Genomic DNA, 11,692 nt, shown 5'->3' with positions numbered 1-11,692 from the left:
ATTACATCCCTATTGAGTTGCGGTGTCTTCACGAGCTCGCGCACTGGCGACTTCACACTAAATTAGTTCGATATCTAATTTTCCACAATCGGCCTGAGGAGTTATATGCCACCCACTTCGCCCAAGGCTTCTGCGTCTCCGAAAACCCCGAAATCTTCAAAAGCATCCGCTCCTCCTCGTCCTTCCGCCGAGATCAGGCGTGTCGCGGACCTGCTCAAGCAGGTCTCTGACCCCACGCGGCTTCAGGTGCTGATGCTTTTGAACGAACAGGAGCGGAACGTCTCCGAGCTTTGCGCCGAATTGGGTACGCAAAGTCAGCCCGCGGTCAGCCACCATCTGGCCCTGCTCCGCCACGGTCGACTGATCGAGCCGAGACGGAGTGGGAAGCACAACTTTTATGGGCTGACCGAGGCTGGCCGTGAGCTCGCCGAGGTCGTCGATTCCGTCATTGGCTGAACGCCGAACGGTGGGATCTGGTCAAACTGTCTGAACGGGCCGCCCTCCACCGACGGATTGGCGGCCCGCCTTTTTTTCCCCCAGTCCCACCGGTTCCCTGCCACGGGCAGGAGATTCTGCGAGAGGATCAAGGTTTGACGGAAGTCTCACGGGCCGGAATGGCCCCCGTCGAGGTGGTCAGCACCACAAGTTGGTCGATGACTTTCGTCACTCCGACCGTGTCCTGGGCGAGTTGGACCGCCTTGGCACGGGCCATGGCATCCCCCACCGATCCGGTCAAGACCGCCACGCCATCCTTATGGACTTCGATCTCAACCTTGGAATTTGTGAGCGCCTTGTCCCAGTGCAGGCGGCCATAAACGCGCGCCGCCACACTCATGTTGTGGACGCCGGCACGGGCCTTCTCATACTGGTCGCGGATCGCCTCGCCCGCGTTGCTCACCCCCTTCTTAAGACTCTGCACTGCGCTATCCACCTTCTCGCCCACTCTCTCACCCACCGGCGGAGCCGGCTTTTCCCCTGTCGCCGGCTCTTGCGCAGCACACGTCGAGGCGACCAGCGCAAAGCTTACGAAGGGGACGGCCAAACTCCAAAGCTTGAGCGACATGACTTCTCTCCTTTTGGGGATTGCAGACTCAAGGCGTCGAAGACCTCTTCTTGCCCGCGACGAGACGAATCCTGCAAATCATGGGCCATGGAGCGACCGTCCCGAACCGCAACGTCCTCGATCAGTCGGCCAGGCACTCACGGAGCAAGGCCAGGCCCTGAGCGACGTCGCGAATCCGCCCACTCTGGTCGCCCACCTCGCGCTCGACGACGAGAGGGCCGGTATAGCCAACCGCCTTCAGCGTTTTGACGAAGCGGCGGATATCGACCTCGCCCTGGCCCAACGGGACTTCCTCGCCCCATTGACCGTGCACCTTGGGTCGTCTGGCATCTTTGACGTGGACGCTCCGGATGTCCGGACCGAGGATTTCGACGGCCTGGATCGGATCCCCCATGTCATAGAGGAGCATGTTGGCGGGGTCGAAGTTGACCTTGATGTTGGGCGCCTTCAGGTCGTCCAGCGTCCGGCGCAGGAGCAAGGCCGTTTCCTGCCCGGTCTCGAACGCCAGCGTGACCCCCTTCTCGGCCGCGAGCTGGCCGGCCTGGCTCAGGGTGTCGAGCATCGCCGAGCGGCCCGGATCATCGACCTCGGGCAAAAAGCCGGCGTGGAGCATCAGGTCGGTCAGCCCCAGCTCCCGCGTCCGGTCGAGGGCCCAGCGAAGCCGTTCCAACCGCGCCTGGCGATCGCTCGGATTGCCGAAACCACCGGTCTCCTTGATGGTCTGGGGAGTGGTGTAGTCTTCGCCCGGGAATCCGAGCATCGCGCCGGTCATGACGATCCCCGAGGCTTTCGCCGCCTCAGGCATGGCATCCCCCTCATCCCAGTTGGCGTGGTGCGGGTCGCCGCAGGCCACCTGGGCCAGGTTGACCCCCAGGTCACCGAGTAGTTTTTTCAGCTCGGCGATACTCTGAACCTGCAAGCTCCAACTGCAAACCCCAAGCGCCAGGGGAGAAAAGGCGGGTTGAGACGATGGCGACACGGCGGCACCTTCAGGCTCTGGTACGATCGATCGGGGCCTCATCCTCGACGGTCTCGGCGAGGCAGGCCCGATCATAGTAGCCCGAAGCTCCCCCCCCTGGCGACTCAAATTTTGGAGGCCGCGATCGACTCTCAAGCCCCTGATACGAGCCAGGCCAATCAGCCAAGGTGGTCGTCTCGCCGCCCCTGTCACGCTATGATGTCGGCGAACGTCCTCTCCATGAACGTGCCCGCCTTCGGAGTCGTCGCCAATGCCCTCGCAGCCTCCACCCAAGGGACCGAAACGACCTTCTCCCCCCGCGTCGGTTTCGACTCCGCCGACCCAACGTCGCGCCACCGCCGCTGTGCCGCTCCCCTCGATCCCGCCGATCACTCCGGTCGCGTCGCCCTCGGGGGAGTTGGGGCTGGGCGTGGCGGTCGACGGGGGAAGCGGCGGGACCGTCACCGCGCGCCGCGCGGGGGGACTCCGCGACCTCTCGCTTCAGGTTGACCCCGACGTCATCGGGATCAAAGGCGCCTTGCAGCACCTGGCCAAGGCGGTCAACATCGCCTTTCAGACCGACTACGGCGAAAACTACCTCGAGTCGGTCTACCAGGCCGCCGTCGTCCGCAGCGGTGAGATCCACATTATTCACAAGGAATACTTCGGATTCCGCGACAACTGGTTCGGCCAGTTCGGCAGACTGATTCGCTCGTTGCAGTTGACCTTGGATGGTCCCGACCCCGCCTCCCCCGAGGGACAGTTGCGGATCGCGGAGAAAGGCCCGGCGACTATTCGAGGCATCCTCAACCTGATCGGACGGAAGCTCGACCTCGTGGCCGAGTATGAGGATCGCGTCCCCGCTTACGTCGAGCAGATGTTCGACCGCCTCGAAGCCTCGGCGATCATTGAGGGGTGGGACCGCGACGACTGGGAGATCCGAACCACCCGCGTCGGACTCGACATCCGAATCTCCCCGCGAACCGGCAAAGCCTGACGTCCTCACTCGGCTCAGTGTCTGTCTCGGAAGGTCGGGCTTCACCGGGAAAGGAAGGACACTGGGGTGCCACGGGTTCCGTACTCGGACTCCGTGCGCCCCGGCCAAGGAATTCCCGCACGGGGTCCGAGTACGGAACCCGTGGCACCCGAAAGATTATCGAAAACTACCGATAGGATTCGCCTTCTGGGACAGACTCTCAGTCACCCGCCAACGCCTTGATCCGCTCCGCAGCGGTCTTGGCCTCGGGAGTCCCGGCGTAGTCCTTCGCAACAGCGCGATAATATTGCAGCGCCGCGGCCGTCTTCCCCGACTTTTCGAGGTTCTGAGCCAGGCGAAGCTGCGAAGCAGCCTTCGAGGCCTTCGCGGCGGGTTTCGACGAGGCAGCCGGATCATCGTCGGCGGATTGGTCCTTGGCCGAGGAGGAAGCGGGCTTCTCCGACGCCTTGCTCTTCCCATTGGATTTAGGTTGAACCTCATCATCCAGGCCATCGAAGGAGCCGTCGTCCCGGCCGACCTTGGACGCGGGCTTGGCGGAGGGCTTGCCCTCCCCCGGCTGGGTCATGAGCGCGGCCTTTTTGACGTACTTCTCCGGGTCCTCGTTGAACTCGTCGCGGCAACCGGAGCAGCAGATCGGGTAAGACTTGCCTTGATAGGTCACCGACATGGTGGCGGATCCGCCGGTGAGGATGCACTTGGGCAGGTCGGCGGAGTCGCCCCCGGCGGCAAACGAAACCCCGGCCTTGGTCAGCCCCACCTCGACCACCTTCGCGTATTGCGGAGCGCCCGACTCTTGATGGTCGAAGGCCATCGTGTAGCGGATCAGGTTGGAGTTGGGGCGAATTGTGATGCGATCCTTCCCTTGGCCGGCCGACCCGACCCGGTCGAGCACCAAGGCACGCCCCGCCTTGTCCATGACCCCGACGAACGCGATCGCCTTGCCGCCAGGATCGGTCCCTTCGAGCCGGTATTGCTTGGTGTCGGGAACATAGCTGAGTTGGGCCTTGGCCAGCGACTTGTCGCCGGCCAATTCCAAGGTCATCCCGACCGGCTGCCCCTTGGCGAACTTCCAGGCCCACATGTGGGTTTCCGACCATCCCTTCAGCCGATTCACGGCCGGAACAGCCGTCCCTTTCCAGCTCCCAATCATATGCTCGAACGGCACAAAAGGCGCGGGGATCTCGCGTGCCGCCGAGTCCGCCGCCCACGTCAACGACCACGCCCCACTGATCACGAGTCCCACGGCACCGATCAGAAATGATAGCCGCTTCATCATGGTTCGCCCCCAGGCCGCCACCGTTCGCATGCGGGTCCGCAATCCCCCCTGTTGACTTTCACTATAGTCGCAAGTCGGACGAATGACAGCATTCGTGCATCAAAGGGGGGCGTGGGAAAGAACGAGAGTCAGGGAGCTCACGCTCCCTGCTCGCCTCGGGCGCTCGAAAAGATCACCTTTTAGTTTGCCCCGGCTTGGGCAGAATTCAAGGCACGGAGGACGCGGACGAGTCGCGACGCGGGAGAAGGCTGGGTGGCTGCGGCGGCCTTTTCGGGGTTGGCTGGCTTCTCGGCCGGCGGCGTCTCGGTGATCGGCCCGTCATCGACGCAATCGAGATAGCCGATCATCATTTCCTCGAACGTCTGGTCGCCCCAGGTCACCGCCTTGGTGGAGTCGGGATTGGCTGGATTGCCCTTGGAATTGTCATAGTGGGCCAGGCAATCGATCCGGGTCCCCTTGGGCATGGCCAGGGGTTCCGCCAGGTTGTAGGACGTCTGCCAGCCAAAATCATAGGCAGGGACGGAGAGCAGCATCTGCTTGCGACCGTCGGGGAAGGTCGCCTCGTACTGGAAGCTCTTGCCTCGCAAGTGCATGTGCGGCATGAAGCTGAGCAGGTGGGCATCCCTCGGAAATTTGTAGGAAGACCGCACCGGGTGATTGTCCGCCTCGGCCGGAATGATGAACCGGGTCTGGATGACCCCCACGGTGCGTGCCTGATGTTCCACCGGTGTCTTGGCGAACGTCAGGCCCACCTTGGATCGATCGGTTCGAATCTTGCCGTTCGGCGTGTAGTGTAGCTGGAACACGAGGTCGGAACCGGCCGGGATTTTCTTGGCGGTGCCGGGAGGAAAGACCGAAGGCATGTCGCCCGGAGCGAACCCGCAGAGGTGCGCATCGCGCTCTCGGCCCGTCTTGGTGTGGTCGTCGACGTAGACGATAATGTGGTGGACCACCGAGCGGTCACCCGGCATCGCCTCGGCGACCTGGACCCACTTGTCTTCGGTGAAGTGAGTGGGAACCCGCACCTTGACGTAGTCGAGCACCCCTTGGGCGGCCACGACGTAGGGGGCCGGGATCTCGAAAACGACGTCGGGCGTACCGACCGTCCATTCTTCCGGGAACGATCGGGCGGCGGGGATCTCGGCCGGATCTCCCAGCGGGGCCCCCTGGTCGACCCAGGCCAAGAGCGTCGCTCGCTCGCGGTCCGACAGCGTGCGGTCGTTGCGGAAATGGCCGTAGCGAGGATCGGCGTGCCAGGGGGGCATCCTGCGGTCGTCGACCACCTCACGGATCATCGCGGCGCGACGCCTGGCATCGTCGTAGGTCAACAGCGAAAAGGGCCCAACCTGGCCAGGGCGATGACACGACTGGCAACGATCCCGAAGGACGACGGCGACATGGCCCGCATAGGTGACCTGCCCCACGTCCACGGGAGTCGCCGCCGTTTCCTTCTCCTTTTCCTTGAGAGCGGCCACGATCTCTGGGGAGGCCGGGCGGATCCGAGGACGCGAGCTTGTCGTTGTCGTCGCCGCCGGCTTCGCCTCGAGACGGTCGAGCAAGCAACCGACCACCTCCGTTGCGGGAGTTGCGACCGGCTTCCCCGCCAGGAGCTGATCGAGCGCATCACTCAGGTACTGGTTTGCCGCTGCGGGCTTCCGTTTGCCGATCGCATACTGGTCGTCGATCGCCCCGCGATAGCGGAGCACCGCGCGGCCGTCGAGCACGAGCACCTCGCAGGTCCGCTCGGCCAGCGTCAGGTCGGCCACCAGGTTGACCGTGTCTTTCAGGACCGGGAAGTCGAGGCCATAGGTCTTGGCATGCGCAGCCACTTGCTCGACCGTCTCCTGGGCGTTGGAGTTGATCCCGAGAAAAACGACGCCCTTGTCTTGGTAGGCTTTGCTAAGCTCGGCCAGGCGCGGCGCGTAGAGGTTGCCGACCGGGCAATCCGTTCCCAGAAAGGCCAGGACGACGGCCTTCTTGCCGGCGAAGCCGTACAACGAGACCGGCTGCCCCGAGACGTCTTTGAGCGTGAAGTTGGCCACACGCTGGCCGATTCCCCGATCGATGGGGAGTTCGGCCCCCCTCAGCTCGACCGCCAAAACCAACAAGAGCCCCACTAGCCCCAGTCTTCGGCGCAGGTTACAACTCGCCATGCCCAGTTTCCTCTTGGGTTCGTTAGCCCGATGCCCACCGGCTCATTCCCCAGCGAGCCAAGCGCCGGAGCGGGTTGGAGGCGCGAACACACGACGCTCCATACGTCCTTGAATCCCGCCTCACGCTAGTTACCACGCGTGCCCGTCAAACGTTTCGGAAAAGTTACGTTAAGACACGTCGTTTTCCAACGTCGAATGACGACCGGACGCAAGTTCCGGGACGAAAGCCTTGGATGCGCCGACCCTGCGAAGCCAGGATCGCAGACCAATCGCTCTGGCCAAGGAGAGGCTCCGGGGATAAGCTGAGATGGTATACGATCGGGGACCGTCAGTGGACGTTTCACCGAATCGAGATTGATGCGTGAACGACGAGACGGGGTTCGCCATGCGCTTGGAGGCAGTGATCCTGCCCGACCTGGGGACCGGTCCGGACGTGCCGATTGTCGTGAGCCACTGGTTCGCTGCGCGGGGTGACGAAGTCTGGGAGGGGGATCGGCTCGTCGAGGTGCTGGTCGGCCCCGCCACGTTCGATGTCCCTGCGCCCACGACCGGCCGGCTGGCGGAAATCCGCGGGTGGGAAGACGATCAGGTAACGCCGGGGGCCGTGCTGGGCCTGGTGGCGGCCCTCGAGGACGGCGACGGCGATGACCGGCCGTCGGAGCGACCGCCGTCATGACCACGATCCACGAGCGCTCCGCTGGCGTGATTCCGTATCAGGTGGATGGGGAACACGGTCTCGTGTTCCTGGTCCTCCACTCGGCCACGGTGCGCAACCCGCGCGCCAAGTGGGAGTTCCCCAAAGGGGGGATGGAAGCCGGGGAGACAAGCCGAGAGACCGCCGCTCGTGAGTTTCACGAGGAGACCGGGCTGGTCGAATGGTCGTTCCGCGAGGGGTTCGAGAAGAGCCTTTCGTACACCTACATCCGTCGCGGCCGCAAGGTCATCAAGACGGTCACCTACTTCGTCGTTGAAGTCCACGGCGTCGCCTCCCTGGCCCCGTCGGCGGAACACGTCGAAGATCCGAGCGGCCACTGGCACCACTGGGGTTCGTTCGACCAGATCACCCGCCTGCTCTACCACGCCAAGATCCGCCAGGTCTTCGCCGAAGCCAACGCATGGCTCGAAAACGGGGCCAAGGCCATCCCATCCGAAGCCCCGCCCCGGGACCAACCCTGACGTCCCCCTCCCCTCCATCCCCCTCATCATCATCTCTGAAACGCCGAACAAGAATACCTATTCAATCTCACGAATAGGTTGACGCTTTCATGCCGAACGACACCGCCCAAGGGTTCTTTCAATCTTGCGGGGTAGGCTTCTGCCTGCCCTCCAAGAAAAGACAGGGCGGGCCGTGCCCACCCCACAACATGAACATTCTTACAGGAAGGGCACAGGCCGCCTTCCCCCCAATTCGAAAACGCGCGGGCGGCCCCCATTCTGGGACAGAACTCTCGTTTTCGTCGGCCGACTTGACGTGACCAAAAAGTCACGTTACTATTTAGTCACACAACAGAAGTCGTGGGATCACGGGTAGGGTTCCACGATCCGAACGGATTCCTGGACGGGAGCGTTGCGATGAATCTGGACGACCTGACGCTGGATATTTTGCAGGAAGTTCAAATCAAGGCCGCCACGGGAGATGTCTTTCGGAGCCTGCTGAAGCGGCTCGCCGAGGAAAACGCCACGCCCGATGACAAGTCGATGGCGATGGTGCTCGAGGCCTGGCCCGGCGGGCGTTGGTTCCGCGACCTCGGTGACCAGCAAGGGCACTTGTGGGGGTTCGTGCAGGTCATCAAGCCCCCCACGTTGCTGGAGATCAGCGGCCCGATGTTCATGTCGTATCCGGCCACCGGTCACCTGCAATTCCGGGTCACTCAGGTCAGCGGAGGAACCACTCTAACCATGCGGCATCGCGTCCTCGGGTTCATCGACCCCGAGCATCGCAAGGGGGTCAATGCCGGCTGGGGCTATTTGCTCCAAAAGGTGAAAGAACGCGCCGAAGCCTGATCCTTAGCACCGCCACGACACACATCCAGAGTCTGCCGCAACTGCCAGAGGTCGAGCATGCCTGAGGAGTTGGACCGCGTCTGGAAAGCCCTCGGCGACGAGACGCGGCGCTCGATCCTCGACCTCTTGCGCGACGGTCCGCGAACCACCACGGAAATCGTGGCGCAGTTTCCAAAGCTCTCGCGGTTCGGAGTGATGAAACACATCGACGTACTCCGTGAGGCGTCGTTGATCGTCACGCGGGAACAAGGCCGACAACGCATCAACACCTTGAACGCAGTTCCCATTCAGCAGATCTATGAGCGTTGGGTTAGTCGATACGAGGGTTTCTGGGCGAGCACGCTCCTGCGGATCAGGGACGACGCAGAACAGGCCAATGCTCCTCAAGACCCACCCCGCCCCACCGATCCCGAGGAACGGTAGGCGGGCGCGGATCGAAGCAAGATGATTTCATTGCACGTCCCTCAACCTTACGGCGGCGACAGCCAAGCCATCCCGTTCGGCATTGGAGAACTCAAAGATGACGGACCACGCAATCGTTTCGCCCGAAGCATGGATCATCGCTCGCAAGGAACTGCTCGAGAAGGAGAAAGAGTTGACCCGGCTGAGCGATGAGGTGAGCCGGCAACGCCGCCAACTCCCCTGGGTCAAGGTCGAGAAGCCTTATCGGTTCGAAGGGCCGGCCGGCACGGAGACGATCGCCGACCTCTTCGAAGGACGCAGCCAACTGATCGTTTATCACTTCATGTTCGCTCCGGGTTGGACCGAAGGCTGTCCTGGTTGCTCGTTCATCTCCGACCATATCGACGGCGCCAACTTGCATCTCGCGCACAACGACGTGACCTTGATCGCGGTCTCGCGAGCCCCCTTGGCCGAGTTCGAAGCGTTCAAGAAGCGTATGGGCTGGCGGTTCAAGTGGGTATCGTCCTCTGGCAGCGACTTCAACTACGACTATCACGTGTCGTTCACCAAGGAAGAAGTGGCGCAGGGCAAGGTCCATTACAATTACGAAATGAGCGAGCACGCGGCCGAAGACCTGCACGGCATCAGCGTGTTCGCCAAGGACGCGGCAGGCAACGTCTTTCACACCTATTCGTCCTATGCTCGCGGGGGAGACATCCTGCTCGGTGCGCACAACTATCTCGACCTCACGCCAAAGGGCCGCAACGAAACCAGCACCATGAACTGGGTCCGGCACCACGACCGGTATGACAACGGCCCCTTGGTCACCTTGACCGCAAATTCCGTCGCTCCGAAGAGCTCAGACTCCTGTTGCGGCTCAGTGGAGGATCCCGCGTGAGCACCCATCGTTGCTGCGAAACGGGGCCGAGCGGCCCCGAACGCAGGTCGCTCGCGCATCGTTGTCGGAGCAGTGCCGGCTGGATCATTCCAGGCGCGATCCTGGCGTTCCTGCCGAAATGCCCGGCATGTCTAGCGGCCTATGTGGCGATTGGAACCGGAGTCGGGCTTTCGGTATCAACCGCGACCTCGCTGCGGATGGTGCTTCTGGTCCTCTGTGTGACGTCGTTGTCATACTCTGTAGCCAGCCGCTTGCGACGCTACATTGTCGGGGCATCGACCACTCTTCAATCGAGGCCAACGACTTACAACAGTTTACCGTCGGATGGCACTTGGGCTTGGGACGCGGGCATCCGGTCGATTTCTGGGAGCCCCGAAGGGGCGGCCGTCAATAGCCAGGGGCGCAAGTCTCTGGATGCGATTCAAACCAGAATATCCTAATAACACCTCTACTCTCCCCGCCGCGACGGGGAGAGTAGCGTATGGCTTCGAGGAACTCCCGGGGCTTGCGCCCCCGGGCTAGTGCTCTGTCACAGCTAAGAATTCAGGTTGGTCACTTTCCCCGAATCGGAGATCATGCGGGCAACAAGGAGATCCCGCATGAACAAGAAGTATATCGTTCGGTTAACGGACCAGGAACGGGATGAGTTGGCGGCCGTGATCAAGAAATTCAAGGGGACGAACCAGAAGGTGCGACGTGCTCAGACCCTCTCCAAGGCCGATGCGGACGGCCCGAACTGGACAGACCAGCGGATCGCCGAGGCATTCGGGGACCGGACGAGGACCATCGAGAAGCTTCGCCAGCGCCTCGTAGAGTGCGGTTTCCGCACGGTGTGAAGCGGGAGTTGCCCCCGGTGGAGAAGTTGCCCAGCGGTGAGCAAGAGGCCCGGATCATCGCCGCGCGGCTGGGTCGCCGCCCCCGGGGTATGCCAACTGGACGTTGCGGCTCCTGGCTCGGAAGGTGGTGGAGTTGGGGATCGTCGAGTCCGTCAGTTTACGAGACGATGCGGCGGACACTGAAAAAAACGGGATGACAAATCGCAAGATCGAGTACTGGGTCATTCCGCCCGAGGCCGACGGTGAGTTCGTGGCCCACATGGAAGAAATACTGGAGACCTACGCGAAACCATATGATCCTGCCCGTCCGGTCCTGTGCATGGACGAACAGCCGGTGCAGTTGTTGAAGGAGACCCGCGTGCCGATCCCAGCCACCCGCCGGCATGTGGCAATTGCGTCGATTATGAGTACGAGCGGGCCGGAACGGCGAATATCTTCAATGTTCGCCAAGCCGTTGACGGGCTGACGCGAGGTAGCCGTGCGCGAGACCAAGACCAAGACCAAGGTCGACTGGGCGACCGAGATGGCTGCCCTGGTGGAAGGCCGTTACGCCGGCGCCGAGCGAGTGATAGGTCAGTTTTACCCCCTTGGCCACTAGGATGTATTCTATGAGTATTGGTGAATTCTCTGTCGAGAGCTTCGTTCGCATAAAGAACAAGTTCGTACCTTTGTCGCAGTGCGATCGCAAGCTGTCGGACGAGTTCTACATCGAGGGAAAGATTGAGTTGGAGGTTGAGGATTCGAAGATATTGTCGGAGAAGCAGTGGGATCTGGTCGACCAACTTTGGTCGTATCTTATTGATGGAGTGTCAGGCATTTTGTTCGACGACCGGAACATGGAATGTTGTTTCCCAGATCAACCCTTGCGACTGTCGCTTAAGTCTTTGTCCAAAAGCCAGCTTGAAGTTTGCGTTGGTTCATGTGTTCATCGCGTCGACAAAACGTGCTTCATTGCCGCGATTGCCAACGGCGGTAAGGCGTTTTTCAATAAGATGCTCCAAATTGCGCCATCGGGCAAATCTTCATGGATGCTGTATATCGAAAGGATCGAAAAGCTCATTGCCACCATTGAATGCACCGGACAGGGAACCTGAGCGAAGGTGGG

Annotated in this window: 14 protein-coding genes; 10 read left to right on the top strand and 4 right to left on the bottom strand. The window is 62.0% G+C overall.

Going from position 1 to position 11,692, the window contains the following annotated elements:
* Window positions 1-105: 105 nt before the first annotated feature.
* Window positions 106-456 (top strand): ArsR/SmtB family transcription factor, encoded by a 351-nt coding sequence (locus SINAC_RS23695; RefSeq protein WP_020466692.1) that lies wholly within the window; start codon window positions 106-108, stop codon window positions 454-456.
* Window positions 457-583: 127 nt separating this feature from the next.
* Here the strand turns inward: SINAC_RS23695 and SINAC_RS23690 are convergent, their stop codons facing one another.
* Together SINAC_RS23690 and SINAC_RS23685 are read right to left on the bottom strand one after the other, a co-directional pair.
* Window positions 584-1,063 carry a BON domain-containing protein gene (locus tag SINAC_RS23690; RefSeq protein ID WP_015248094.1) on the bottom strand — a complete coding sequence of 160 codons (480 nt, stop codon included), beginning with the start codon at window positions 1,061-1,063 and terminating at the stop codon, window positions 584-586.
* A gap of 121 nt (window positions 1,064-1,184) precedes the next feature.
* Window positions 1,185-2,042: a sugar phosphate isomerase/epimerase family protein gene (locus tag SINAC_RS23685; RefSeq protein WP_202802872.1), complete on the bottom strand. Its 858-nt coding sequence runs from the start codon at window positions 2,040-2,042 to the stop codon at window positions 1,185-1,187.
* A gap of 250 nt (window positions 2,043-2,292) precedes the next feature.
* Here SINAC_RS23685 and SINAC_RS23680 point away from each other — a divergent pair, with 250 nt between their 5' ends.
* Window positions 2,293-3,018, top strand: coding sequence for a hypothetical protein (locus SINAC_RS23680; RefSeq protein WP_015248092.1), 726 nt, complete (start codon window positions 2,293-2,295; stop codon window positions 3,016-3,018).
* 199 nt (window positions 3,019-3,217) lie between these two features.
* Here the strand turns inward: SINAC_RS23680 and SINAC_RS23675 are convergent, their stop codons facing one another.
* Window positions 3,218-4,324, bottom strand: a complete 1,107-nt coding sequence (locus SINAC_RS23675; RefSeq protein ID WP_015248091.1) for a YHS domain-containing protein — start codon at window positions 4,322-4,324, stop codon at window positions 3,218-3,220.
* A 149-nt stretch (window positions 4,325-4,473) separates the two neighbouring features.
* Window positions 4,474-6,447 carry a redoxin domain-containing protein gene (locus SINAC_RS23670; RefSeq protein ID WP_015248090.1) on the bottom strand — a complete coding sequence of 658 codons (1,974 nt, stop codon included), beginning with the start codon at window positions 6,445-6,447 and terminating at the stop codon, window positions 4,474-4,476.
* Window positions 6,448-6,808: 361 nt separating this feature from the next.
* On the opposite strand from SINAC_RS23670, the gene SINAC_RS23665 reads away from it, so the two are divergent.
* From SINAC_RS23665 to SINAC_RS23630, 8 genes are all read left to right on the top strand, one after another.
* Entirely contained in the window at window positions 6,809-7,123 is a 315-nt protein-coding gene (locus SINAC_RS23665) for a biotin/lipoyl-containing protein (protein WP_015248089.1), read from the top strand.
* A complete protein-coding gene (locus SINAC_RS23660) occupies window positions 7,120-7,623 on the top strand; it encodes an NUDIX domain-containing protein (protein WP_015248088.1) in 504 nt (167 codons plus the stop codon). The genes SINAC_RS23665 and SINAC_RS23660 overlap by 4 nt, the downstream gene beginning before the upstream one ends.
* Before the next feature lie 396 nt (window positions 7,624-8,019).
* The gene (locus SINAC_RS23655) at window positions 8,020-8,451 is read left to right on the top strand and encodes an SRPBCC family protein (RefSeq protein ID WP_015248087.1); all 432 of its coding nucleotides are present in this window, start codon (window positions 8,020-8,022) and stop codon (window positions 8,449-8,451) included.
* A 57-nt stretch (window positions 8,452-8,508) separates the two neighbouring features.
* The gene (locus SINAC_RS23650) at window positions 8,509-8,874 is read left to right on the top strand and encodes an ArsR/SmtB family transcription factor (protein WP_015248086.1); all 366 of its coding nucleotides are present in this window, start codon (window positions 8,509-8,511) and stop codon (window positions 8,872-8,874) included.
* Window positions 8,875-8,971: 97 nt separating this feature from the next.
* The gene (locus SINAC_RS23645) at window positions 8,972-9,751 is read left to right on the top strand and encodes a DUF899 domain-containing protein (protein WP_015248085.1); all 780 of its coding nucleotides are present in this window, start codon (window positions 8,972-8,974) and stop codon (window positions 9,749-9,751) included.
* A 599-nt stretch (window positions 9,752-10,350) separates the two neighbouring features.
* A complete protein-coding gene (locus tag SINAC_RS39120; protein ID WP_020466688.1) occupies window positions 10,351-10,587 on the top strand; it encodes a hypothetical protein in 237 nt (78 codons plus the stop codon).
* A gap of 133 nt (window positions 10,588-10,720) precedes the next feature.
* The gene (locus tag SINAC_RS23635; protein ID WP_154673793.1) at window positions 10,721-11,053 is read left to right on the top strand and encodes a hypothetical protein; all 333 of its coding nucleotides are present in this window, start codon (window positions 10,721-10,723) and stop codon (window positions 11,051-11,053) included.
* 142 nt (window positions 11,054-11,195) lie between these two features.
* The gene (locus SINAC_RS23630; protein ID WP_015248083.1) at window positions 11,196-11,681 is read left to right on the top strand and encodes a hypothetical protein; all 486 of its coding nucleotides are present in this window, start codon (window positions 11,196-11,198) and stop codon (window positions 11,679-11,681) included.
* The last annotated feature ends 11 nt before the right edge of the window (window positions 11,682-11,692 follow it).

Source organism: Singulisphaera acidiphila DSM 18658, assembly GCF_000242455.2.
Classification (GTDB): Bacteria; Planctomycetota; Planctomycetia; order Isosphaerales; family Isosphaeraceae; genus Singulisphaera; species Singulisphaera acidiphila.
The sequence above is the reverse complement of the archived record's forward strand: the minus strand, read 5'-3'. Positions and strand labels throughout refer to the sequence as shown.

What these genes read in the sequence shown, in the direction of transcription:
- SINAC_RS23695 (WP_020466692.1), top strand. Translation starts at nt 106, where the DNA reads ATGCCACCCACTTCGCCCAAGGCTTCTGCGTCTCCGAAAACCCCGAAA.
- SINAC_RS23690 (WP_015248094.1), bottom strand. Translation starts at nt 1,063, where the DNA reads ATGTCGCTCAAGCTTTGGAGTTTGGCCGTCCCCTTCGTAAGCTTTGCG.
- SINAC_RS23680 (WP_015248092.1), top strand. Translation starts at nt 2,293, where the DNA reads ATGCCCTCGCAGCCTCCACCCAAGGGACCGAAACGACCTTCTCCCCCC.
- SINAC_RS23675 (WP_015248091.1), bottom strand. Translation starts at nt 4,324, where the DNA reads ATGCGAACGGTGGCGGCCTGGGGGCGAACCATGATGAAGCGGCTATCA.
- SINAC_RS23670 (WP_015248090.1), bottom strand. Translation starts at nt 6,447, where the DNA reads ATGGCGAGTTGTAACCTGCGCCGAAGACTGGGGCTAGTGGGGCTCTTG.
- SINAC_RS23660 (WP_015248088.1), top strand. Translation starts at nt 7,120, where the DNA reads ATGACCACGATCCACGAGCGCTCCGCTGGCGTGATTCCGTATCAGGTG.
- SINAC_RS23655 (WP_015248087.1), top strand. Translation starts at nt 8,020, where the DNA reads ATGAATCTGGACGACCTGACGCTGGATATTTTGCAGGAAGTTCAAATC.
- SINAC_RS23650 (WP_015248086.1), top strand. Translation starts at nt 8,509, where the DNA reads ATGCCTGAGGAGTTGGACCGCGTCTGGAAAGCCCTCGGCGACGAGACG.
- SINAC_RS23645 (WP_015248085.1), top strand. Translation starts at nt 8,972, where the DNA reads ATGACGGACCACGCAATCGTTTCGCCCGAAGCATGGATCATCGCTCGC.
- SINAC_RS39120 (WP_020466688.1), top strand. Translation starts at nt 10,351, where the DNA reads ATGAACAAGAAGTATATCGTTCGGTTAACGGACCAGGAACGGGATGAG.
- SINAC_RS23630 (WP_015248083.1), top strand. Translation starts at nt 11,196, where the DNA reads ATGAGTATTGGTGAATTCTCTGTCGAGAGCTTCGTTCGCATAAAGAAC.